Genomic DNA, 23,132 nt, shown 5'->3' on the forward strand with positions numbered 1-23,132 from the left:
CCAGTCTTCGGCCCCTGCCGGAGCCGGCCCGGCCCGGCGATCGTCGGCGCGCCCTCGTCCGGACCGGGCCGAGAAGGCTTCGAGCCGGCCGACCGCTCAGGGACACGGGACCGGGCCTCTCGTCGGGACCGGCCCGGATCACCGAGCGGGGCGACGAGAGGAACGTGACGAAAGGAACCGGACGAGCCCGGGGACACCTGCTCACCCGGCCGTACGCCGACCGAGGCCGGGGGGCGCGGACCGCAGTCCACGCCCCCCGTCATCCCTGTTGGCGGGACGGTCGCCGCAGCCGGTCCGTCCACGGGCCACGGCGCAACCGCGCCGCCCCCTTGCCGGTGAACGCCGCCCAGCGTTCCGACGCCGCCCAGATCACTCGAATGGCCGAGCGCGGTGCCGCGACGGCGCGGATTCGGGCGAGCCGGCCGGCCGACGTACGCAGACCGGCCCGTACCGCCTCCACATCCGCGGCGAGCCCCGTGCCCGACCGGGGCTCCCGGGCGTAGAGCACCTGCTCCACCGCCCCCGCCACCCGGTGCACCGCGGCGGCCTCATCCGGTTCGAGCCGGCCCAGGCGCACCACCCGGGCCGCCGTTCTACGGGGCGTCCGGGAGTCGTCCGGCTCGATGCCGTGGTCCCACGCCGTGTCGATGATCTCCCGCCAGGCCGCCAGCGTTTTGGCCGTCGCATCCGCCCGCGTACGCCCGGCAGAGAAGCCCAGCCGACGCCTGCGCACCCGAAGCCGCCAGAGCAGCGGCAGCAACGGCAGCACCACGATCACCAGGGCGACCAGGGACAGACCGAGAACGGTGCCCAGGGGCGTTCCGGAATCAGCCGGCGTCACCACCCCCGGCGCCGCCGGGCCGCCGCACTCGCCCTGCTTGCGCAGCTGGGCCGGGCAGCTGTCCGAGACGGACGGGGCGGCCGTCGGAGCGGCCGAGGCGCCCCTCTCGGGCCGAACCGGGTCCGCGGCGCCACCGGCCGGGGCATCCGCCTGGGTGTAGGCCGGGACGGTGCCCCGCGTCGGGGTCGGCTCGAAACGGGTCCACCCGACGCCCTCGAAATACAGCTCCGGCCAGGCATGCGCATCGCGCAGTCCGACCGAGACCGAGCCGTCCGGCTGCGCGGTGCCGGGAGTGAAGCCCACCGCGACCCGGGCCGGAATGCCCAGCGTCCGCGCCATCGCGGCCATCGTGAACGAGAAATGGACGCAAAAGCCCCGCTTCTCCTTCAGGAACCGTCCTATCGCCGCGCTCCCGGTGCCCGAGGTCACCGAGGTGTCGTAGCTGAAACCGCCCTCCGAAGCGAAGTAGTCCTGCAGCTTCACCGCCCGCTCGTAGTCGTTGGCGGCACCCTTCGTCACCTTGTCCGCGGTTTCCCTGACCACCTTCGGCAGGGTGTCGGGAACACGGGTGTAGTCGCGTCGCAGAGCGACCGGCGGGGCGTCCGCCGCGGCGAGCTGATCGGCGGTCGGCCGGACCACCAGACTGGAGACCCGGTACTGCGCGCCGCGGGTCGTCTCCCCGCCGTCACCGACAAGCGTCCGCCCCCTCGGCTCGTACCGCCAGCGTCCGCCGACTCGGACCTCGGACGCGGGGTAGGGGAGCGGCAGATAGGTCTGCTGGTAGGAGCGGGACGCGGAGATGGTCGAGTTGATCTCCGTGACCAGGACGTCCGGGCCCAGGCCCTCCGGGGTCGGCAGCCGCTTGGGCACGTCCTCCAGACGGCGCGTGGAGGGCCGCCACTCGTTCCCGTTGAACTGGTCCAGGGCCAGGATCCGCAGATAGAAGCCCTGCGGGTCACCGGAGTCGGTGCGGTAGGACATCACCTGCCGGTTCTCCGGCTGGTTCAGATTGTTCTGCAGCGAGACCAACGGGTTCACCGCGGAGATGGTGCCGCCGCCTCCGCCCTTGCCGTTCCCGCCCCCCGTACCGGTCAGCAGCCCGCCGTCCAGCGCGGGCAGCGCCGCCGGCACGACCAGCGAGACCCCCAGCGCCAACGCACCGATGCGGCGGCCGGTGCGGACCGGGGCCGTCGGGCGGCCGTCCGAGATCGCCGCACGGACCGCCGAACCTCGCGGGGATCCGGACGCGCCGCTGAAGACCCGTCCCCACTGGGAGAGCCGGTCCCGGCCCTCGGCCAGCAGAAGCAGCAGATAGCCACCGGCCGCGAGCAGGAACCAGAGCCAGTCCGCTCCTCCCTCGGACAGTCCCGCCGCGACCGAGTACAGCGCGAGGAGCGGCAGACCCGCCGGGGCGGCGCTGCGGAACGTCACCGCGAGGGCGTCCACGACCAGGCCGACCAGCAGCACACCGCCGATCAGTATCAGTCGGATGCCGTCCGTCACGGGCGCCGGAGCGGCGTACCGTCCGACGTCCTCGGCGCCCGACGTCAGCAGGTCCGCGAGCCGCTGGACGGCCTCCGGACCCGGCAGGACACCGACGAGCGCCTGCCCCCTGGCGAACACCACCGTCAGCAGAACCAGGGTGATCAGTGTCTGCGCCGCGACGATCAGCATCCGGGGCATGGGCACCCGGCGGGCGAGCACCCCCGCCCCGCTCTGGACCGCCAGCAGGAGCGCGGCCTGAAGAATCCACCCGGCAGGCTCGACCAGCGGCAGCATCGAACCCGCCGTCATCAGCGTCGCCGCGAAGGCGCACAGCGTCAGCCGACCACGACCGCTCATGACCGTCCCCCGGAGAAACCTGTCGTGCCACCTGTGCCGCCGCCGACGGCGGTTGACTGCGCGGTCACGCCCGGCTGCCCCGCTGCCTGCTGCCAGTACCGGGCGAGACCGGTCCCGGGCGCCACCGCCACCGCTGTCCAGCCGGATTCGCGCAGCAGCCGCAGCCGCCGCTCGAACTCCGTGTCGAACTCCGTGGCCGGGGCGGCGCCCTGTGTCCAGGCCGCGCTGTCCAGTACGAACGCGACGGCGCCACCACTGCGCTGCCGCATCCGGGCCGCCACGGCCGCCTGCTCCTCGTCCAGATCACCGAAGAAAGCGATCAGTAGCCCTTCGTTGCCGCCGCGCAGCACGTCGTACGCGCGCGACAGACCGCCCCCGTCGGAATGATCGACCACCGCCAGGGTGTCCATCATCAGCCCCGCGGAGTCGCCGGATTCCTGCGTCGATCCGGCGAAGCCCTCCATGCCCTCGCCCGGAACCGCGTTCCCGTCGTCGGTCAGCAGCCGGACCGCGAAGCCGCGCTCCAGCATGTGCACCAGCGCGGACGCCGCCCCGGAGACCGCCCACTCGAAGGCGGAGTCGGGCCCCGTTCCCCGGTAGGCGATCCGCCGGGTGTCCAGCAGCACCGTGCACCTGGCCCGCTGCGGCTGCTCCTCGCGGCGCACCATCAGCTCGCCGTAGCGCGCGGTGGAGCGCCAGTGGACCCGGCGCAGATCGTCGCCGTGCCGGTAGCCGCGCGGAATCACGTCGTCGTCACCGGCCAGCGCCAGCGAACGCTGCCGTCCCTCGCCATATCCCGCGGCCTCGCCCGCCAGCCGTACCGGCGGCAGCGGCTCGGTCCGCGGAATGACGACGAGGGTGTCGTACGCACTGAACGAGCGGGTCAGCTCGCACATCCCGAACGGATCGCTCAGCCGCAGCTGCAACGGGCCCAGCGGGTAGCGCCCGCGCAGATCCGACCGCACCCGGTAGGACACCTCGCGACGGCCGCCCGCCTCGACCCGGTCCAGCACGAACCGGGGACGCGGCCCGAGCACATAGGGCACCCGGTCCTGCAGCATCAGCAGCCCGGTCGGCAGCCGCGACACGTTCTCCATCCGCAGATGGACCCGAGCCTCGGTGCCCGCGGGCACCCGCGACGGCGAGAGCCGCCGGGTGCCCGCCACCCGGTAGCGAGTGCGGACGAGCACCACCACACAGACCAGCGGCAGCGCGGCGAGCAGCAGCCCGACCCGCAGCAGATCCGCCTGGCCCAGTACATAGGCGCACACCGCCGCGGCGACACCGGCCGCGAGGAAGGACCGCCCACGCGTGGTCAGCCCGCTCAGCGCGGCCCGCAGACCGCCCCTGTCATCGCCGTCGTCCATGGCGGCCGGCCCCCCGGCCGTCATCACGCCCGCCGTGCGCCGGGCTGCTGCCGGCCGTAGGCCGGACGGTCCGGCCGGTGCTGCGGCCGGACCTGCGCGACGCCGCCACTGGCGGTCGGTACCGGTGTCTGCTGGAGGATCTCCAGCACGACCTGCTCGGCGGTGCGGCGGTTCAGCTGGGCCTGCGCCGTCGGCAGCAGCCGGTGCGCGAGCACCGCGACCGCAAGGGCCTGCACATCGTCCGGCAGGCAGTAGTCCCGGCCGCTCAGCGCCGCGGAGGCCTTCGCCGCGCGCAGCAGATGCAGGGTGGCTCGCGGCGAGGCACCGAGCCTGAGGTCGGGATGGCCGCGGGTGGCCCCGACGAGCTCCACCGCGTACCGCCGCACGGCGTCGGCCACATGGACCGTCCGCACCGCGTCGATCAGCTTCACCACGTCATGGGCGTGGGCCACCGGCTGCAGATCGTCGAGCGGCGAGAGCCCGCCGTGCACATCGAGCATCTGCAGCTCGGCCTCCGCACTCGGATAGCCGATCGACACCCGTGCCATGAACCGGTCGCGCTGGGCCTCGGGCAGCGGATACGTGCCCTCCATCTCGACCGGGTTCTGGGTGGCGACCACCATGAACGGATCGGGCAGCTCGTACGTGTGCCCGTCGATGGTGACCTGGCGCTCCTCCATCGACTCCAGCAGCGCCGACTGGGTCTTCGGCGAGGCCCGGTTGATCTCGTCGCCGATCACGATCTGGGCGAAGATCGCGCCCGGCTTGAACTCGAAGTCGCGCCTCTGCTGGTCGAAGATGGACACACCGGTGATGTCCGAGGGCAGCAGGTCCGGCGTGAACTGAATGCGTCGCACCGAGCAGTCGATGGACCGCGCCAGCGCCTTGGCCAGCATCGTCTTGCCGACGCCGGGGACGTCCTCGATGAGGAGATGTCCCTCCGCCAGCAGCACGGTCAGCGAAAGCCGTACGACCTCGGGCTTGCCCTCGATCACACTCTCCATCGACCTGCGCACCCGCTCCGCGGTCGTGGTCAGATCTGTGAGGCTCGCTCGATCGTCATAGGTCGTCACCCGGCCCTCCTCGGCCCTGCCCCACGCTCACCAGGAGCAGGGGATACCCCATTCACGGACCGGCGCGCGTGCGGCGACCCGGCCCACCCCGAAACACGGACACCCCTCCGGAAACGTCCGGCGAGATGTCACATGCGCATTCTTGTTGCCGTTACCGCTTCGTGTCACTCGCCTGTGGACAAGTGGGGGCGGTATGTCGGGTTCGGTGGGGTTATCGGTTCCGGCGGTGCCGTCCCGGGAGATCGGACGAGCACCGTCCGGGCGGTCAGGGGGTGGGAAGGATCTCGCGCAGCAGGCCGCTGGTCACATCGAAGACGAAGCCGCGGACGTCGTCGGTGTGCAGCAGGAACGGCGAGGTGCGCACGCGCTGCATCGACTGCCGTACGTCCTGGTCGGCGTCCTTGTACGCCTCGACCGCCCAGACCGGACGCTGGCCGACCTCCTTCTCCAGATCCTGGCGGAATTCCTCGGTGATCGATTCCAGGCCGCAGTTCGTGTGGTGGATCAGTATGACGCTGCGGGTGCCCAGGGCCCGCTGGCTGATGGTCAGCGAACGGATGACGTCATCGGTGACCACGCCGCCCGCGTTGCGGATGGTGTGGCAGTCGCCGAGCGACAGACCGAGGGCGCCGTGCAGGTCGAGCCGGGCGTCCATGCAGGCGACCACGGCGACGCGCAGCACCGGCTTGGCGTCCATGCCCGGGTCCTCGAACGCGGCGGCGTACCGGGTGTTCGCCTCGACGAGGCGGTCGGTGACCGTTACTCCGGAACGGGCCCGGTCGGCAGCGGGTGCGGAAGGCTCGGCGGGGGACTGTGCGGAAGTCGGCATGGCTATGACGTTAGCCCTCACCAGTGGCCCCGTCGTGCTGTGGGAAGGGACAAAGAACGTCAACGCAGCTTGTTGTGAGGTAACCCACAAGTCTCGCCGTCGTGGTTCGACCGGGTGAACGGGGGCCGGGGCGACGCGCTGCCGGGCTGATTGATCGGGAATCGATCGAATGGCAGGGTGGACTAAAGTGACGGGAAGTTACCGACACCCTGCACATTCCGAAGATTTCCCCCGTGTGCGCGGCGTACGTACGGTCCGGCCCTCTCCCGCTCGCCGGTCGACCGACGCCCCTTCCCCGGCGCCGGCCGACCTCCCCTTCTGAGCGGGCGGGGACCAGGCCGTACGTGGAGCCACACGGGACCTGAGCCTGAGAGGGCACATGAGCCAGACCCGACACGTCCCGGTGATGCTCCAGCGGTGCCTGGACCTGTTGGCCCCTGCTCTGGAGGTGCCGGGCCCGCAGCAGCCCGTGGTCGTCGACTGCACCCTCGGGCTCGGCGGACACAGCGAGGCACTGCTCTCGGCCTTCCCCTCCGCGCGGCTGATCGCGCTGGACCGGGACAAGGAGGCGCTGCGGCTCTCCGGCGAGCGGCTCGCCCCGTACGGTGACCGGGCCACCCTGGTGCATGCGGTCTACGACGAGCTGCCGGAGGTGCTCGCCAGGCTCGGCATCCCGAAGGTCCAGGGCGTCCTGTTCGACCTCGGCGTCTCCTCCATGCAGCTGGACGAGGCCGACCGCGGATTCGCGTACGCCCAGGACGCCCCGCTGGACATGCGCATGGACCAGACGACGGGCATCGGCGCCGCCGAGGTGCTCAACACCTATCCGGCCGGTGAACTGGTACGGATCCTGCGGGCGTACGGCGAGGAGAAGCAGGCCAAGCGGATCGTCTCCGCGATCGTGCGCGAGCGCGAGAAGGAGCCGTTCAGCAACAGCGCCCGGCTCGTCGAGCTGATCCGTGACGCGTTGCCCCAGGCAGCCAAGCGCACGGGAGGCAACCCCGCCAAGCGCACCTTCCAGGCGCTGCGCATCGAGGTCAACGGCGAGCTCACCGTGCTGGAGCGGGCCATTCCGGCCGCCGTGCAGAGTCTCGCGGTCGGCGGGCGCATCGCCGTTCTCTCCTACCACTCGCTGGAGGACCGGCTGGTCAAGCAGGTCTTCGCGGCGGGTGCCGCCACCACGGCGCCGCCCGGACTGCCGGTCGTGCCCGAGCGCTACCAGCCCCGGCTGAAGCTGCTGACCCGTGGCGCGGAGCTGCCCACGGAGGAGGAGGTCGCCGAGAACCGGCGTGCCGCCCCCGCCCGGCTGCGAGGCGCCCAGCGGATCCGCGAGGAGGAACGATGAGTGCCCGGCGACCGGGGACCCGGACACCGGTGACGCCCGGGGCGGCGCGGTGAGCAAACCGGCCGGGCAGTTGAGAGGGCGGGCGGCGCGGCTCGCCCGGCTGATGCCGTCCGGGCCCAGTACCGCGGCCCGTACCCCCTTCGTCCTGCTGGTCGTCCTGCTTCTCGGCGGCGGGCTCATCACGCTCCTGGTGCTCAACTCGGCCCTCAACGAAGGATCGTTCAGGCTGAGTGAGCTGAAGAGGAAGACCACTCAGCTCACCGACGAGCAGCAGGCCCTCCAGAACGACGTCGACAACTACTCCGAGCCGGACGCCCTGGAGCGCCGCGCCCGCCGACTGGGCATGGTGCCCGGCGGCAGCCCCGCCTTCCTCGACCCGGACGGCAAGGTCCGAGGCGTACCCGCCGAGACCAGTGCCGAGCCGACCCCCGCGGCACCGCCGCGGGGGTCCCGTACGCCCCAGGCGCCCCCCGCGGCCACGCAGTCCCCCGGCTCGCCCTCCCCCTCGGCATCGGCCACCCCTTCCGGTACTGCCGTGACGCCCGGCCCCTCCGCGGCCCCGCCCGCCGGGTCGCGCACCCCGGCAGACCAGCCCTCGACGAGCCCAGGCAGGTGACGCAGTGCCTCCCAAGGAACCACCGCGCCGCCGGGTCCCCGGTCCCGCGCGTCCCCGCGGCGCCGCCGGCGGCCAGGGACGCCCCCGGCAGGCCGGCCGCCGCCCGTCGTCCCCGGCCCCCCGCGCCCGGACGTCCCGCAACCGCCCCGCGTCCCCGCTCCGTCTCGGCAGCCCGCGCCCCCGGCTCCGTCTGGTCAGCCTCGCCCTGACGCTCGTCATGCTGACGTTCGTCGTCCGGCTCCTCCAGGTCCAGGCCGTCGACGCCAACGCGTACGCGGCCAAGGCCAAGGTGAACCGCTACCTCAGCTACACGATCTCCGCCGAGCGCGGTCAGATCACCGACCGCAGCGGTATCGCGCTGGCCACCAGCGTCGACGCGTACGACATCACCGCCGACCCGTCGATGTTCACGCCCGAGTTCAGCAAGGCCCCCGACGCACCCCAGCAGGCGGCGGCCCTCCTCGCCCCGATTCTCGGCGCCGATGCCGCGGAACTGACCGCCAAGCTGTCCAAGAAGGGCCGCTACACCGTGCTGGCCCGCCGCCGGACCCCGCAGGTCTGGAATCAGATCAAGGACCTCAAGTCCGTCTTCGCCGAGAAGGCTGCGAAGGACAAGGCGGCCGGCGGCCCCGGAGCCAATGTGCTGGCCGGGATCTTCCAGGAGGCGACCACCAAGCGGGTCTACCCCAACGGCGGGCTCGCCGCCGGGATACTGGGTTACGTCAACGCGGACGGCAAGGGTGCGGGTGGCCTCGAATCGCAGCTGGACAAGGAGCTCGCGGGCGAGGACGGCAAGATCAAGTACGCCCAGTCCGGCGGTCGGCGGGTGCCCACCGCGGGTACCCAGGAGGTCCCGGCCGTCGCCGGGTCCGACATCGAGCTGACCATCGACCGCGACATCCAGTGGGCCGCCCAGCAGGCCATCACCGACCAGGTGAAGAAGTCCAAGGCGGACCGCGGCTACGTGGTCGTGCAGAACACCAGGACCGGCGAGGTCCTCGCCATGGCCAACGCGCCGGGCTTCGACCCCAACGACCTCTCACAGGCCGACGCGGCCTCGCTGGGCAACGCGGCGCTCCAGGACGTGTACGAGCCCGGCTCCACCAGCAAGGTCATGTCCATGGCCGCCGTGCTGGAGGAGGGGGCCGCGACCCCCGGCACCCATGTCACCGTCCCCAACCGGCTGCACCGCGGTGACCGCCTCTTCAAGGACGACATCGACCACCCCGTCTGGTACCTGACGCTCAACGGCGTGCTCGCCAAGTCCAGCAACATCGGCACCATCCTGGCCACCGGAGAACTCGGCAGGAGCCAGGCCGAGGCCAACCGGGTCCTCTACTCCTACCTGCGCAAATTCGGCATCGGCTCGCCGACCGGCCTCGACTACCCGGGCGAGACCCCCGGCATCCTCGCCAAGCCCGAGGACTGGTCGACCTCGCAGCAGTACACGATCCCGTTCGGCCAGGGACTCTCCCTCAACGCCATGCAGGCGGCCTCCATCTATTCGACGATCGCCAACGGCGGGGTCCGTATCGCGCCCACGCTGGTACGCGGCACCAAGGGCCCCGACGGCCACTTCAAGGCCGCCCCGGCTCCCGAAAAAACCCGGGTGGTCAGTGAGAAGACCGCCAAGTCGCTCGCCGCCATGCTGGAATCGGTGGTCGGTGACGAGGAGGGCACCGGAACGAAGGCCAAGATCCCCGGCTACCGCGTGGCGGGCAAGACCGGTACGGCCAACCGGGTCGACCCGGTCCGCGGCGGCTACCACGGGTACACCGCGTCCTTCGCGGGCTTCGCACCCGCGGACAACCCCCAGATCACGGTCTACTGCGCGATCCAGAACCCGACCAAGGGAAGCTACTTCGGCGGTCAGATCTGTGGACCGATCTACAAACAGGTCATGGAGTTCGCTCTGAAGACCCTCCAGACCCCACCGTCCGGCAGCGAGTCAGCACGACTGCCGGTGTCCTTCAAGCCCGGCGAGTGAACACGGGGAAACCGACCAGTGACAACCATCACCCCAGATCCCGGGAACCGGAACGGGAACCACCGGAACCTCGCCCCCTCACTTCGCGAGAGGCCGGGTGCGCCCGGTACGCTCACCGCCGTGCCCCACGCTGATCAGTTCCAAACCACCCAGAAGGACGCCCCTGTGACCTACCCGGGAGCGCCCCGCCCGGATCGGCTCAGGCCGACACCCCTCGGCGAGCTGGCGGCCCGGCTGGGAGTCGAACCGCCGGGAACCGGCGAGGTCACCGGCATCACCCACGACTCGCGGGCGGTCCGCCCAGGTGATGTGTACGCGGCCCTGCCGGGCGCCCGGTTCCACGGCGCCGACTTCGCCGCCCAGGCGGCCGGCCTCGGAGCGGCGGCGGTCCTCACCGACCCGGCCGGCGCCGAGCGCGCCGCCGCCACCGGACTGCCGGTGCTGGTCACCGAGGACCCGCGCGGCCGGATGGGCGAACTCGCCGCCGAGATCTACGGACGACCCGGCGGCGACCTCCTCCAGATCGGCATCACCGGAACCTCCGGAAAGACCACCACCGCGTACCTCGTCGAGGGCGGCTTCCGTGGCGCCGGGCGTGCCACGGGTCTGATCGGCACCGTGGAGACGCGGATCGGCGACGAGCGCATCAAGTCCGAGCGCACCACCCCCGAAGCCACCGATCTGCAGGCCCTGTTCGCCGTCATGCGCGAACGGGGGGTCGACTCGGTGACGATGGAGGTCTCCAGCCACGCCCTGGTGCTCGGCCGGGTCGACGGCTGCGTCTTCGACGTCGCGGTCTTCAACAACCTCAGCCCGGAGCACATGGAGTTCCACTCCGGGATGGAGGACTACTTCCAGGCCAAGGCGCAGCTCTTCACCCCGCGGCGCAGCCGGCAGGGCGTCGTCAACTTCGACGACGAGTACGGCCGCAGGCTGATCACCGAGGCGTCCGTCCCGGTCGTCACCTTCTCCGCCGAGGGCCACCCGGACGCCGACTGGCGCGCCGAGGACGTCGAAGTGGGGCCGCTGGGCTCCACCTTCACCGTCGTCGGCCCCGAGGGCGACCGGATCGCGGCCAGGGCGCCGCTGCCCGGCCCGTTCAACGTCGCCAACACCCTCGCCGCGATCGTCACGCTCGCCGTCGCGGGCCTGGACCCGCAGACCGCTGCCGACGGTGTCGCCGCCGTGCCGGGCGTCCCCGGCCGGCTGGAACGCGTCGACGCCGGACAGCCGTACCTCGCGGTCGTCGACTACGCGCACAAGACCGACGCCGTCCAGTCCGTCCTGCGCTCCTTGCGCAAGGTCACCGAGGGCAGGCTGCACATCGTCCTCGGCTGCGGCGGCGACCGCGACGTCACCAAACGCGGCCCGATGGGCGCCGCCGCGGCCCGCCTCGCCGACACCGCCGTACTGACCTCCGACAACCCCCGTTCCGAGGACCCCCTCGCAATCCTCGCCGCAATGCTCGCGGGCGCCGCCGAGGTGCCCGTGCACGAGCGGGGCGACGTCCTGGTCGACGCCGACCGGGCCGCCGCCATCGCCGCCGTGGTCGCCCGTGCCGAGCCCGGTGACACGGTGCTGATCGCCGGCAAGGGCCACGAGCAGGGCCAGGACGTCCACGGCGTGGTCCGCCCCTTCGACGACCGCGTGGTCCTGCGCGCGGCCATCGAGCGTTCCCTGGGGCACGGCGGCACCGAGAGCGCCGCCCACCGCGCCCACACCCACGAGAACAACAGTCAGGGATGACCAAGTGATCGCCCTTTCCCTCGCCGAGATCGCCGAAATCGTCGGCGGGCAGTCGCACGACATACCCGATCCGGCAGCAACCGTCAGCGGGCCCGTCGTCATCGACTCCCGAGAGGTGAAGCAAGGCAGCCTGTTCGTCGCCTTCGTCGGCGAGCGGGTCGACGGCCACGACTACGCGCAGCGCGCCGTCGAGGCGGGCGCGGCAGCTGTGCTGGCCGCCCGCCCCGTCGGTGTTCCGGCGATCGTCGTCGACGACGTCGTGACCGCACTCGGCGCGCTCGCCCGCGCCGTCGTGGGCCGCCTCGGTACCACCGTCGTCGCCCTCACCGGTTCCGCCGGCAAGACCTCCACCAAGGACCTCATCGCCCAACTCCTCGAACGCAAGGGGCCCACCGTCTACCCGGCGGGCAACCTCAACAACGAGATCGGCCTGCCGCTCACCGCGCTGCGTGCCACGGAGGACACCCGCCACCTCGTCCTCGAAATGGGCGCACGCTACATCGGCGACATCCGCTATCTCACCGGTCTCGTCCCACCCCGTGTCGGTCTCGTCCTCAACGTCGGCACCGCCCACATCGGCGAGTTCGGCGGCCGGGAACAGATCGCCCAGGCCAAGGGCGAGATGGTCGAGTCGCTGCCCGAGGACGGCCGCGCCGTGCTCAACGCCGACGATCCGCTCGTGCGTGCCATGTCCTCCCGTACGAAAGCCCCGGTGCTGTTCTTCGGTGAAGCCGCGGATGCGGACGTACGGGGCGAGAACGTCCGTCTCACCGACGACGGCCGCCCCGCTTTCAAGCTCCACACACCCACCGGGTGCAGCGACGTGACCATGCGCCTGTACGGTGAGCACCACGTGTCGAACGCGCTCGCCGCGGCCGCCGTCGCCCATGAGTTGGGCCTGTCCGCAGACGAGATCGCCGAAGGGCTCTCCGAGGCGGGCACCCTCTCCCGCTGGCGCATGGAGGTCACCGAGCGTCCGGACGGCGTGACGTTCGTCAATGACGCCTACAACGCGAACCCCGAATCCATGAGAGCAGCGCTGCGCGCGCTGGTCGCCATGGGGAAGGGCCGGCGTACGTGGGCGGTGCTCGGCCCCATGGCCGAGCTCGGCGACGCCTCGCTCGCCGAGCACGACGCGGTCGGACGGCTCGCCGTCCGGCTCAACGTCAGCAAGCTCGTCGCGGTCGGGGGCAGAGAGGCCTCCTGGCTGCAACTGGGCGCATACAACGAGGGTTCGTGGGGTGAGGAGTCGGTGCACGTGTCCGACGCACAGGCTGCCGTCGACCTGCTGCGCAGTGAACTGCGCCCGGGAGACGTCGTGCTGGTGAAGGCGTCCCGGTCGGTCGGCCTGGAGCAGGTCGTCATGACGCTGCTGGAGAACACGTCCGAGGGCGAGGTCGCCGGCCGATGAGGCAGATCCTCTTCGCGGGGGCCATCGGGCTCTTCCTGACCCTGGTCGGAACTCCGCTGCTGATCAAGCTGCTGGCCCGCAAGGGATACGGACAGTTCATCCGGGACGACGGCCCGCGGACCCACGGGTCCAAGAAGGGCACGCCCACCATGGGCGGCATCGCCTTCATCCTGGCGACGCTCATCGCGTACCTCGCGGCGAAGCTGATCACCGGGGAGGAGATGCGCTTCTCCGGTGTGCTGGTGCTCTTCCTGATGACCGGCATGGGTCTCGTCGGCTTCCTCGACGACTACATCAAGATCGTCAAGCAGCGTTCGCTGGGTCTGCGGGCCAAGGCGAAGATGGCGGGCCAGCTGATCGTCGGTATCGCCTTCGCGGTGCTCTCGCTGCAGTTCGCCGACTCCCGCGGCAACACTCCGGCCTCCGACAGGCTGTCGTTCGTCGCGGACTTCGGTTGGTCGATCGGCCCCGTGCTGTTCGTCGTCTGGGCGCTGTTCATGATTCTCGCGATGTCCAACGGTGTGAACCTGACGGACGGTCTGGACGGCCTGGCCACCGGTGCGTCGGTGATGGTCTTCGGCGCGTACACCTTCATCGGGCTGTGGCAGTTCCAGGAGTCCTGCGCCAACGCGGACACCCTGACCAATCCCAACGCCTGTTTCCAGGTACGCGACCCACTCGACCTCGCGGTCGTCGCCTCGGCGCTGATGGGCGCCTGCTTCGGCTTCCTGTGGTGGAACACCTCACCCGCCAAGATCTTCATGGGTGACACCGGTTCGCTCGCCCTCGGCGGCGCCCTCGCCGGTCTGGCGATCTGCTCCCGTACCGAGTTCCTGATGGCCATCCTCGGCGGCCTCTTCGTGATGATCACCATGTCCGTGGTCATCCAGGTCGGTTCCTTCAAGATGACCGGTAAGCGGGTCTTCCGAATGGCGCCGCTCCAACATCACTTCGAACTCAAGGGGTGGTCCGAAGTCCTTGTCGTGGTCCGCTTCTGGATCATCCAGGGCATGTGCGTGATCGTCGGACTCGGTCTCTTCTACGCGGGATGGGCAGCCGAGAAGTGAGCAACCAGGACTGGCAGGGCAAGCACGTCACCGTCGCGGGACTCGGGGTGTCCGGAATCCCGGCGGCCAAGGTGCTGCACGGCCTCGGGGCCGTCGTCACAGTGGTCGACGACGGGGACGACGAACGGTCCCGTACGCAGGCCGCGGAGCTGGAGGCGCAGGGCATCACCGTGCGCCTCGGCGACGGAGCGACCCTGCCCGAGTCCACCGAGCTCATCGTCACCACCCCCGGCTGGAAGCCCGACAAGCCGCTCTTCGCAGCAGCCGCCGAGGCGGGCGTCCCGGTCTGGGGCGACGTCGAACTCGCCTGGCGGCTGCGCGGTGTGGACGGCAGGGAACCGGCACCCTGGCTCGCGGTCACCGGCACCAACGGCAAGACCACGACCGTACGGATGCTCGCCTCGATCCTGGAGGCGGCAGGGCTGCGCACCGCCGCCGTCGGCAACATCGGCGTCTCTCTCCTCGACGCCGTCCTCGGCGACGAGAAGTACGACGTACTCGCCGTCGAGCTGTCCAGCTTCCAGCTGCACTGGGCGCCCTCGCTGCGCGCCCACTCGGCGGTGGTCCTCAACCTGGCACCCGACCATCTCGACTGGCACGGCTCCATGGAGGCGTACGTCGCGGACAAGGGCCGGATCTACGAGGGCAACCGCATCGCCTGCGTCTACAACGCGGCCGAGAAGGCGACCGAGGACCTGGTGCGCGAGGCCGATGTCGAGGAGGGTTGCCGTGCCATCGGTTTCACTCTGGCCACACCCGGCCCGTCGCAACTGGGCGTTGTCGACGGCATCCTCGTCGACCGCGCCTTCGTGGTGAACCGACAGAAGCAGGCCCAGGAGCTCGCCGAGGTCTCCGACGTCCACCCGCCGGCCCCGCACAACATCGCCAACGCCCTGGCGGCCGCGGCCCTGGCCCGCGCCTTCGGCGTCGAGCCCGCGGCCGTACGGGACGGACTGCGGGCCTTTCGCCCCGACCCGCACCGCATCGAGCACGTCGCGGATGTCGACGAGGTCGCGTACATCGACGACTCCAAGGCCACCAACACCCACGCCGCCGTGGCCTCCCTCGCCGCCTACGACCCGATCGTCTGGATCGCCGGCGGCCTCGCCAAGGGTGCCGTCTTCGACGAACTGGTGACGGGGGCGGCCGGGCGACTTCGGGGCGTCGTACTGATCGGCCGCGACCGCGGACTGATCCGCGAAGCCCTCGCGCGACACGCCCCCGAGGTCCCGGTGGTCGACCTCGACCGGACCGACACTGGGGCGATGTCCGAGGCGGTCCGCGAGGCGGCACGGCTCGCCCGGCCGGGGGACACCGTACTGATGGCCCCGGCCTGCGCCTCGATGGACATGTTCGTCAATTACAACAAGCGGGGCGAGGCGTTCGCGGACGCGGTCCGCGCACTCGCCGCCGAGAGCGCCTGACGGGCCCGGCCGGAGCGCCGTACTGACCCGGACGACCGGGCGCGGGCGGCCGCGCCACGGGCCCCGGCCCTCGGCGGCGGCCCCCGGGCACGAGCAGTGGAGGGGACAGCGACAATGCCGGCCGAAGAGAGCTCCGCCGCGCCCCGTAGGGCCTGCTCACGGGGCGCGGCGACCAGCCGGGCGCTCATCCCGCCCCTCCTCGCGGGCGCGGGCCCCGGCGCACCGCTCGCTCACGCCCTGCGGGTCAGATCGGTCGCCGGCTCCCGGCGCCCCTCGGTGGCCCGTCCCAAGGGGCGCTCCACCGGCACCCCCCGTGCCCCGCGCGGCAGTGGGGTGCGGCGGATCTACGAGCAGGCACGCCGGGCCTGGGACCGCCCTCTGACCGCGTACTACCTGATCCTGGGCGCCGGCCTGCTGATCACCGTGCTCGGCCTGGTGATGGTCTACTCCGCCTCGATGATCAAGGCCCTGGAGCTGCACAAGCCGGGCACCTACTTCTTCCGCAAGCAGTTCCTCGCCGCCGTCATCGGGGCCGGACTGATGGCGCTCGCTGCCCGGATGCCGGCCAAACTGCACCGGGCCTTCGCCTATCCGCTGCTCATGGGATCCGTCTTCCTGATGGCGCTGGTCCAGGTGCCGGGGATAGGGATGTCGATCAACGGCAACCGGAACTGGCTCTATCTGGGCGGGCCGTTCCAGCTCCAGCCCAGTGAGTTCGGCAAGCTCGCCCTGGTCCTGTGGGGCGCGGACCTGCTCGCCCGTAAACAGGACAAACGGCTGCTGACGCAGTGGAAGCACATGCTCGTTCCGCTCGTTCCCGTCGCCTTCATGCTCCTCGGGCTGATCATGCTCGGCGGTGACATGGGCACTGCGATCATTCTCACTGCGATCCTGTTCGGGCTGCTCTGGCTGGCCGGGGCACCCACCAGGCTCTTCGCCGGAGTGCTGGCGTTCGCCGGAATGATCGCATTCGTGCTGATCAAGACCAGTCCCAACCGAATGTCCAGGCTCGCCTGCATCGGCGCCAGCGAACCCGGTCCGGGGGATTCCTGCTGGCAGGCCGTGCACGGGATCTATGCTCTGGCGTCCGGCGGACTGTTCGGTTCCGGGCTCGGTGCGAGTGTGGAAAAATGGGGTCAACTACCTGAACCGCACACAGACTTCATCTTCGCCATCACCGGCGAGGAACTGGGGTTGGCGGGGACGCTGTCGGTGCTCGCACTCTTCGCGGCTCTAGGCTATGCGGGTATCCGCGTGGCCGGACGCACGGAGGACCCCTTCGTGAGGTATGCCGCGGGAGGTGTGACCACCTGGATCACGGCGCAGGCCGTGATCAACATCGGTGCGGTGCTCGGCCTGCTGCCGATCGCCGGTGTCCCGCTCCCGCTGTTCTCCTACGGAGGGTCGGCCCTGCTGCCGACCATGTTCGCTGTCGGGCTGCTGATCGCGTTCGCGCGAGAGGATCCCGCCGCGAAGGCGGCCCTGGCCATGCGGAGGCCCGGGGTGAGATGGAAGACGATGAGACGGCGCGTCAAGAAGCGTCCGTCCGGAGAGCGGTGAATTTCGGTGCATGTCGTACTCGCCGGTGGGGGGACCGCCGGCCACATCGAGCCCGCGCTTGCCCTCGCGGACGCCCTGCGCAGGCAGGACCCGACCGTGGGAATCACTGCCCTCGGCACGGAGCGCGGACTCGAGACCAGGCTCGTACCCGAGCGGGGGTACGAACTCGCCCTGATCCCGGCCGTACCGCTGCCGCGCAAGCCCACCCCGGAACTGATCACCGTCCCGGGACGGCTGCGCGGCACCATCAAGGCGGCCGAGCAGGTCCTGGAACGCACCAAGGCGGACTGCGTCGTGGGCTTCGGCGGCTATGTCGCCCTGCCCGGCTACCTCGCCGCCAAGCGGGTCGGTGTGCCGATCGTCGTCCACGAGGCCAATGCCCGGCCCGGCCTGGCCAACAAGATCGGCTCCCGGTACGCCCACGGGGTCGCCGTTTCCACCCCCGACAGCAAGCTGCGCGGTGCCCGCTACATCGGCATCCCGCTGCGCCGGACCATCGCCACCCTGGACCGGGCCCGGGTCCGCCCCGAGGCGCGTGCCGCCTTCGGGCTCGACCCCAATCTGCCGACGCTGCTGGTCTCCGGCGGCTCGCAGGGCGCCCGCCATCTCAATGAGGTGGTCCAGCGGGTCGCCCCGCTGCTGCAGCGCTCCGGGATCCAGATCCTGCACGTGGTCGGTCCGAAGAACGAATTGCCGCGTGTCGACAACATGCCCGGGATGCCGCCCTACATCCCGGTACCGTACGTGGACCGGATGGATCTCGCGTACGCGGCGGCCGACATGATGCTCTGCCGTGCGGGCGCGATGACCGTCGCCGAACTCTCCGCCGTCGGGCTCCCCGCCGCCTACGTCCCGCTGCCCATCGGCAACGGTGAACAGCGGCTCAACGCCCAGCCGGTGGTCAACGCCGGCGGCGGTCTGCTGGTGGACGACGCGGCGCTCACCCCCGAGTGGGTGCAGGGGAACGTCCTTCCCGTGCTTGCGGATCCGCACCGGCTGTACGAGATGTCCCGAGCGGCCGCCGAGTTCGGCCGCCGGGACGCCGACGACCTGCTCGTCGGCATGGTGTACGAGGCGATTGCCGCACGCCGAGGCGCGTGAGGCGGCGGACGGGTCCGGGGGCGGCGCCCCCGGACCCGGCACAAGGAGCGAGCGTGGCCGGACCGACAACCGCCCAGCGCGGTGCAGCGCAGCAGGAGGACCCCCCGGCCCGCCCGTCGCGCCCGCGCCCGAAGGGGCGCAGAGGGCCCGGCCGCAGACAGTTGATCGTGATCGGCGTGCTGGTGCTGCTGCTGCTCGGCTCCGGCGCCGTCTGGGCGCTCTACGGCTCCTCCTGGCTCCGTGCCGAACAGGTCGCGATCAGCGGGGTCGACGTGTTGACTCCGGCCGAGGTGGAGGCTGCCGCGGCGGTGCCGATCGGCGCTCCGCTGATCTCCGTGGACACCGATGCCGTCGCCGACCGGTTGCGCCAGAAGTTGCCTCGTATCGACTCGGTGGATGTCGTGCGGTCATGGCCGCACGGAATCCGGCTTAAGGTGACCGAACGGCAGCCGGTCCTTTTGATGAAAAAGGGCGCAAAGTTCATTGAAGTGGATGCGAAAGGTGTTCGTTTCGCAACAGTGGACAAATCGCCCGGCCATGTACCGCTGCTGGAATTGACGCCTGACCGGTCCGCGAGCCTGCGTCGCTTCGGCAGCGCCCGGTTGGTGCGGGAGGCGGTCAGGGTCGCGGGCGCTCTTCCGGGCGGCGTCGCCAGGGATACCGAGGTCGTACGGGTCACCTCGTACGATTCGATCTCCCTGGAGCTCACCCGGGGTCGGACGGTGTTCTGGGGCAGCGGTGAGGACGGGTCGGTGAAGGCGAGAGTCCTCACCGCTCTGATGAAAGCCGCCCCCAAAGCGGGACACTTCGACGTGAGTGCACCCACCGCCCCGGCAGTGTCGGGTAGTTGACGCACATTCGGCCTGGCCAGCACCCTGGTTGGTCAGCGCTACGGGTGATCACATAGGGTGAAAAGAAAAACGGGAGGTTCGGCGTGTTCGTTGAACGCGCGCCACTTGTCGACTTAGTGTCCTGTTCGGAAGAGTCCATGAAACAGACACACTGGTAACCCTAAACTTCAACGTTAGGGTTTGGGTCGGCGTTTCGGACCGCCCCAATCGGCATCCGTCGTCGCGGCGGGACTACCGCGAAGCGACGACACGTAACTCGAGGCGAGAGGCCTTCGACGTGGCAGCACCGCAGAACTACCTCGCAGTCATCAAGGTCATCGGTGTCGGCGGCGGTGGTGTCAATGCCATCAACCGAATGATCGAGGTCGGTCTCAAGGGCGTCGAGTTCATCGCGATCAACACTGATGCGCAAGCCCTGTTGATGAGCGACGCCGACGTCAAGCTCGACGTCGGCCGCGAACTCACCCGCGGCCTCGGCGCCGGGGCCAACCCGGCCGTCGGTCGCAAGGCGGCAGAGGACCACCGTGAGGAGATCGAGGAGGTCCTGAAGGGGGCCGACATGGTCTTCGTCACCGCCGGAGAGGGCGGCGGCACCGGCACCGGCGGCGCACCCGTCGTCGCCAACATCGCGCGCTCGCTCGGCGCCCTGACGATCGGCGTGGTCACCCGCCCGTTCACCTTCGAGGGCCGACGACGCGCGAACCAGGCGGAGGACGGCATCGCCGAGCTCCGCGAAGAGGTCGACACTCTCATCGTCATTCCCAACGACCGGCTGCTGTCCATCTCGGACCGCCAGGTCAGCGTGCTCGACGCGTTCAAGTCGGCCGACCAGGTGCTGCTCTCGGGTGTCCAGGGCATCACCGACCTGATCACGACGCCGGGCCTGATCAACCTCGACTTCGCCGACGTCAAGTCGGTCATGTCCGAGGCCGGTTCGGCACTCATGGGCATCGGCTCGGCCCGCGGCGACGACCGCGCGGTGGCCGCTGCGGAGATGGCGATCTCCTCGCCGCTCCTGGAGGCGTCCATCGATGGCGCCCGCGGTGTCCTGCTCTCCATCTCCGGCGGCAGCGATCTCGGTCTCTTCGAGATCAACGAGGCCGCCCAGCTGGTGAGCGAGGCGGCGCACCCCGAGGCGAACATCATCTTCGGTGCGGTCATCGACGACGCGCTGGGCGACGAGGTCCGCGTCACCGTGATCGCGGCGGGCTTCGACGGCGGGCAGCCGCCGGCCCGGCGCGAGAACGTCCTGGGCGCGAACACCGCCAAGCGCGAAGAGCCGGCCGCGCCGGTCCGGACCGCCGAGCCCGTGCGCCAGACCGGCGGACTGGGTTCCGTGCAGCCGCGCGAAGAGCCTCCGGTCCAGGCCGAGCCCGTACCGGTGGTCGGCGAGAGCCACTTGCCGCCGGTCACTTCGCCGCACATCCCGCCGGCCCGTCCCTACCAGGACTCCCAGGCCGAAGAGCTGGATGTTCCGGACTTCTTGAAGTGATAGGTCCGCATCACGCAGGTCCCGCAGCACCTTCAGTGTCCTCAGCGGATCGCGCGCACTTCGCCTTCACCGACAGGTGGGGCGGGGTGAGCGCCGCTCCGTACGAGGAGCTCAACCTCGGCGGCGCGGTCGGAGACGACCCCGCCGCCGTTCTGGCCAATCGGCAACGCGCCGCGCGGGCCCTCGGCCTGGACCCGGCGCAGGTCGTCTGGATGAACCAGGTGCACGGTCGGGATGTCGCGGTGGTCGACGGTCCGTGGGGAGACGCCGCGGAGATCCCCGGGGTGGACGCGGTGGTGACCGCGCGGCGCGGGCTGCCGCTCGCCGTGCTCACCGCCGACTGCACCCCCGTACTGCTGGCCGATCCGGTCGCCGGGATCGCGGCGGCGGCGCACGCGGGCCGCCCCGGTCTGGTCGCGGGCGTGGTCCCCGCCGTGGTCGAGGCCATGGTCGGACTCGGTGCCGAGACCCACCGGATCATCGCCCGCACCGGACCGGCAGTCTGCGGACGGTGCTACGAGGTCCCGTCGGGGATGCGTGCCGAGGTCGCCGAGAGCGTCCCGGCCGCCTGGTCCGAGACCAGTTGGGGCACCCCCGCCGTGGATGTCACCGCCGGGGTCCTGGCCCAGCTCGAAGCCCTCGGGGTCGAGGACCGGCAGGCGTCGCCGGTCTGCACCCTCGAATCGGGCGATCACTTCTCGTACCGCCGCGACCGCACCACCGGGCGGCTCGCCGGATATGTCTGGTTGGACTGATAGGTCATGACGGACCGTAGGACTCAACTCGCCGAAAATCTGGCGCGGGTGGAGGAACGCATTGCTTCCGCCTGTATCGCCGCGGGCCGCAAGCGGGAAGAAGTGACCCTCATCGTGGTCACCAAGACCTACCCCGCGAGCGATGTGCGGATTCTGCATGAACTCGGTGTGCGCCATGTCGCGGAGAATCGTGACCAGGACGCGGCGCCCAAGGCAGCCGAATGTGCGGATCTGTCGCTCATCTGGCACTTTGTTGGTCAATTGCAGACGAATAAGGTTCGTTCTGTGGCCAGTTATGCCGATGTCGTGCAGTCAGTGGATCGGGCCAAGTTGGTCACGGCGCTGTCCGCGGCGGCCGTGCGCGAGGAACGCGAACTCGGCTGCCTCATCCAGGTCGCGCTCGACGCGGAGAGCGGTGAACGGGGTGACCGCGGCGGTGTCGCGCCGGACGGGATCGAGGAGTTGGCCGCTGCGGTCGACTCCGCCCCCGGGCTGCGGCTCGACGGTCTGATGACCGTCGCGCCGCTCGCCGGCCCGTACGCGGGACGGCAACGCGCCGCCTTCGACCGGCTGATGGAATTCTCATCCCGCCTGCGCGGGAACCATCCGGCTGCGAACATGGTCTCTGCGGGGATGAGCGCGGACCTCGAGGACGCGGTCGCGGCCGGGGCGACACATGTGCGCGTCGGTACGGCGGTACTCGGAGTCCGACCGAGGCTCGGGTAACGTCGCCAAGCAGGTCGGACCACAGCAGAAAATATGGTCATTCCCGCCTATGGCGGGCAGGCCTCAGTGGATCGCGGGGCACTTGGTGACAGATGCCGATCCACCACAGAGCGGAGGACTCGGAGCATGGCCGGCGCGATGCGCAAGATGGCGGTCTACCTCGGCCTCGTGGAGGACGATGGGTACGACGGTCCGGGGTTCGACCCCGACGACGAATTCGAACCCGAGCCGGAGCCTGAGCGGGATCGGCGGCGGCACCAGCCCGCGCATCAGGTGGAGCGGGACCGGGAACGGGACGAACCGGTACGAGTGGTGCAGCCTCCCGCGCAACGGGAGCCGGTTCAGATCCCGGCGGAAAGGGAGCGACCCGCCCGAATCGCACCCGTGGCATCCATCACACCTGAACGCCCGAACATGGAGAAGAACGCACCGGTGATCATGCCCAAGGTTGTGTCCGAGCGGGAGCCCTACCGCATCACCACGCTGCACCCCCGGACCTACAACGAGGCCCGTACCATCGGGGAACACTTCCGTGAGGGCACTCCGGTGATCATGAATCTCACGGAGATGGACGATACGGACGCGAAGCGACTTGTCGACTTTGCCGCAGGACTCGTCTTCGGTCTCCATGGCAGCATTGAGCGCGTGACGCAGAAGGTGTTCCTGTTGTCGCCTGCTAACGTCGATGTCACGGCGGAGGACAAGGCCCGCATTGCTGAGGGCGGATTCTTCAACCAGAGCTGAGAACACGACACCAGGAACGACCCGGCCGTGAGGCCGGAGCTACGAGAGCCAGGGGAGAGGGAAGCGCGAAATGGGCGTCGCAGTGCAGGTTGTCTATATCGCGTTGATGTGTTTCCTCATCGTGCTGATCTTCCGGCTGGTCATGGACTACGTCTTCCAGTTCGCACGTTCATGGCAGCCCGGCAAGCCGATGGTGGTCATACTTGAGGCCACCTACACTGTCACGGATCCACCGCTCAAGCTTCTGCGGCGGTTCATCCCGCCGCTGCGTCTCGGGGGCGTGGCACTCGACCTGTCCTTCTTCGTTCTGATGATCATCGTCTACATCCTGATCAACATCGTGATCAGGCTGTGA

The 23,132-nt window shown here is 70.4% G+C and carries 19 protein-coding genes; 15 read left to right on the top strand and 4 right to left on the bottom strand.

The annotated features are described in order from the left end of the window. Positions 1-259: 259 nt before the first annotated feature. From ACF1B9_RS02045 to ACF1B9_RS02060, 4 genes are all read right to left on the bottom strand, one after another. Positions 260-2,683, bottom strand: a complete 2,424-nt coding sequence (locus ACF1B9_RS02045) for a DUF3488 and DUF4129 domain-containing transglutaminase family protein (protein WP_391740009.1) — start codon at positions 2,681-2,683, stop codon at positions 260-262. Beyond that, entirely contained in the window at positions 2,680-4,074 is a 1,395-nt protein-coding gene (locus ACF1B9_RS02050; protein ID WP_391740008.1) for a DUF58 domain-containing protein, read from the bottom strand. Before ACF1B9_RS02050 ends, ACF1B9_RS02045 begins: the two co-directional genes overlap by 4 nt. Further along, entirely contained in the window at positions 4,074-5,123 is a 1,050-nt protein-coding gene (locus tag ACF1B9_RS02055; protein WP_391740007.1) for an AAA family ATPase, read from the bottom strand. Before ACF1B9_RS02055 ends, ACF1B9_RS02050 begins: the two co-directional genes overlap by 1 nt. A gap of 265 nt (positions 5,124-5,388) precedes the next feature. Beyond that, positions 5,389-5,952 carry a beta-class carbonic anhydrase gene (locus tag ACF1B9_RS02060; protein WP_391740006.1) on the bottom strand — a complete coding sequence of 188 codons (564 nt, stop codon included), beginning with the start codon at positions 5,950-5,952 and terminating at the stop codon, positions 5,389-5,391. Positions 5,953-6,331: 379 nt separating this feature from the next. Between ACF1B9_RS02060 and rsmH the strand changes: the two genes are divergently transcribed. The 15 genes from rsmH (at position 6,332) to ACF1B9_RS02135 (ending at position 23,132) form a co-directional block, all read left to right on the top strand. Beyond that, on the top strand, positions 6,332-7,297 hold the full coding sequence (gene rsmH, locus ACF1B9_RS02065) for a 16S rRNA (cytosine(1402)-N(4))-methyltransferase RsmH (protein WP_351078121.1): 966 nt from the start codon (positions 6,332-6,334) through the stop codon (positions 7,295-7,297). A gap of 49 nt (positions 7,298-7,346) precedes the next feature. Beyond that, complete coding sequence (locus tag ACF1B9_RS02070) at positions 7,347-7,913, top strand: septum formation initiator family protein (RefSeq protein WP_391740005.1); 567 nt, start codon at positions 7,347-7,349, stop codon at positions 7,911-7,913. A gap of 4 nt (positions 7,914-7,917) precedes the next feature. Then, positions 7,918-9,900 carry a peptidoglycan D,D-transpeptidase FtsI family protein gene (locus tag ACF1B9_RS02075; RefSeq protein ID WP_391740004.1) on the top strand — a complete coding sequence of 661 codons (1,983 nt, stop codon included), beginning with the start codon at positions 7,918-7,920 and terminating at the stop codon, positions 9,898-9,900. Positions 9,901-9,918: 18 nt separating this feature from the next. Next, entirely contained in the window at positions 9,919-11,646 is a 1,728-nt protein-coding gene (locus ACF1B9_RS02080) for a UDP-N-acetylmuramoyl-L-alanyl-D-glutamate--2,6-diaminopimelate ligase (RefSeq protein WP_391740003.1), read from the top strand. A 4-nt stretch (positions 11,647-11,650) separates the two neighbouring features. Continuing rightward, positions 11,651-13,057: a UDP-N-acetylmuramoyl-tripeptide--D-alanyl-D-alanine ligase gene (gene murF / locus ACF1B9_RS02085; protein ID WP_391740002.1), complete on the top strand. Its 1,407-nt coding sequence runs from the start codon at positions 11,651-11,653 to the stop codon at positions 13,055-13,057. Further along, positions 13,054-14,124, top strand: a complete 1,071-nt coding sequence (mraY, locus tag ACF1B9_RS02090) for a phospho-N-acetylmuramoyl-pentapeptide-transferase (RefSeq protein ID WP_376209844.1) — start codon at positions 13,054-13,056, stop codon at positions 14,122-14,124. The genes murF and mraY overlap by 4 nt, the downstream gene beginning before the upstream one ends. Beyond that, the gene (gene murD / locus ACF1B9_RS02095; protein WP_391740109.1) at positions 14,121-15,548 is read left to right on the top strand and encodes a UDP-N-acetylmuramoyl-L-alanine--D-glutamate ligase; all 1,428 of its coding nucleotides are present in this window, start codon (positions 14,121-14,123) and stop codon (positions 15,546-15,548) included. Before mraY ends, murD begins: the two co-directional genes overlap by 4 nt. 114 nt (positions 15,549-15,662) lie before the next feature. Further along, entirely contained in the window at positions 15,663-17,108 is a 1,446-nt protein-coding gene (ftsW, locus tag ACF1B9_RS02100) for a putative lipid II flippase FtsW (protein ID WP_391740001.1), read from the top strand. Positions 17,109-17,114: 6 nt separating this feature from the next. Then, the gene (murG, locus tag ACF1B9_RS02105; protein WP_376209846.1) at positions 17,115-18,209 is read left to right on the top strand and encodes an undecaprenyldiphospho-muramoylpentapeptide beta-N-acetylglucosaminyltransferase; all 1,095 of its coding nucleotides are present in this window, start codon (positions 17,115-17,117) and stop codon (positions 18,207-18,209) included. Between the two features lie 53 nt (positions 18,210-18,262). Next, the gene (locus ACF1B9_RS02110; RefSeq protein ID WP_391740000.1) at positions 18,263-19,060 is read left to right on the top strand and encodes a cell division protein FtsQ/DivIB; all 798 of its coding nucleotides are present in this window, start codon (positions 18,263-18,265) and stop codon (positions 19,058-19,060) included. Between the two features lie 277 nt (positions 19,061-19,337). Next, on the top strand, positions 19,338-20,552 hold the full coding sequence (gene ftsZ / locus ACF1B9_RS02115) for a cell division protein FtsZ (RefSeq protein ID WP_391739999.1): 1,215 nt from the start codon (positions 19,338-19,340) through the stop codon (positions 20,550-20,552). After that, positions 20,549-21,307: a peptidoglycan editing factor PgeF gene (gene pgeF, locus ACF1B9_RS02120; protein WP_391739998.1), complete on the top strand. Its 759-nt coding sequence runs from the start codon at positions 20,549-20,551 to the stop codon at positions 21,305-21,307. The genes ftsZ and pgeF overlap by 4 nt, the downstream gene beginning before the upstream one ends. A 6-nt stretch (positions 21,308-21,313) precedes the next feature. Continuing rightward, positions 21,314-22,033 carry a YggS family pyridoxal phosphate-dependent enzyme gene (locus tag ACF1B9_RS02125; protein WP_351078096.1) on the top strand — a complete coding sequence of 240 codons (720 nt, stop codon included), beginning with the start codon at positions 21,314-21,316 and terminating at the stop codon, positions 22,031-22,033. 126 nt (positions 22,034-22,159) lie between these two features. After that, complete coding sequence (locus tag ACF1B9_RS02130) at positions 22,160-22,777, top strand: cell division protein SepF (RefSeq protein ID WP_114244064.1); 618 nt, start codon at positions 22,160-22,162, stop codon at positions 22,775-22,777. A gap of 70 nt (positions 22,778-22,847) precedes the next feature. Beyond that, positions 22,848-23,132, top strand: coding sequence for a YggT family protein (locus ACF1B9_RS02135; protein ID WP_391739997.1), 285 nt, complete (start codon positions 22,848-22,850; stop codon positions 23,130-23,132).

This window comes from Streptomyces sp. NPDC014727 (assembly GCF_043083485.1).
Classification (GTDB): domain Bacteria; phylum Actinomycetota; class Actinomycetes; order Streptomycetales; family Streptomycetaceae; genus Streptomyces.

Bases quoted from the DNA above. Each gene is read 5' to 3' on its own strand.
- ACF1B9_RS02045 (WP_391740009.1), bottom strand. From the start codon at position 2,683: ATGAGCGGTCGTGGTCGGCTGACGCTGTGCGCCTTCGCGGCGACGCTG.
- ACF1B9_RS02050 (WP_391740008.1), bottom strand. From the start codon at position 4,074: ATGACGGCCGGGGGGCCGGCCGCCATGGACGACGGCGATGACAGGGGC.
- ACF1B9_RS02060 (WP_391740006.1), bottom strand. From the start codon at position 5,952: ATGCCGACTTCCGCACAGTCCCCCGCCGAGCCTTCCGCACCCGCTGCC.
- rsmH (WP_351078121.1), top strand. From the start codon at position 6,332: ATGAGCCAGACCCGACACGTCCCGGTGATGCTCCAGCGGTGCCTGGAC.
- mraY (WP_376209844.1), top strand. From the start codon at position 13,054: ATGAGGCAGATCCTCTTCGCGGGGGCCATCGGGCTCTTCCTGACCCTG.
- ftsW (WP_391740001.1), top strand. From the start codon at position 15,663: ATGCCGGCCGAAGAGAGCTCCGCCGCGCCCCGTAGGGCCTGCTCACGG.
- ACF1B9_RS02125 (WP_351078096.1), top strand. From the start codon at position 21,314: ATGACGGACCGTAGGACTCAACTCGCCGAAAATCTGGCGCGGGTGGAG.
- ACF1B9_RS02130 (WP_114244064.1), top strand. From the start codon at position 22,160: ATGGCCGGCGCGATGCGCAAGATGGCGGTCTACCTCGGCCTCGTGGAG.
- ACF1B9_RS02135 (WP_391739997.1), top strand. From the start codon at position 22,848: ATGGGCGTCGCAGTGCAGGTTGTCTATATCGCGTTGATGTGTTTCCTC.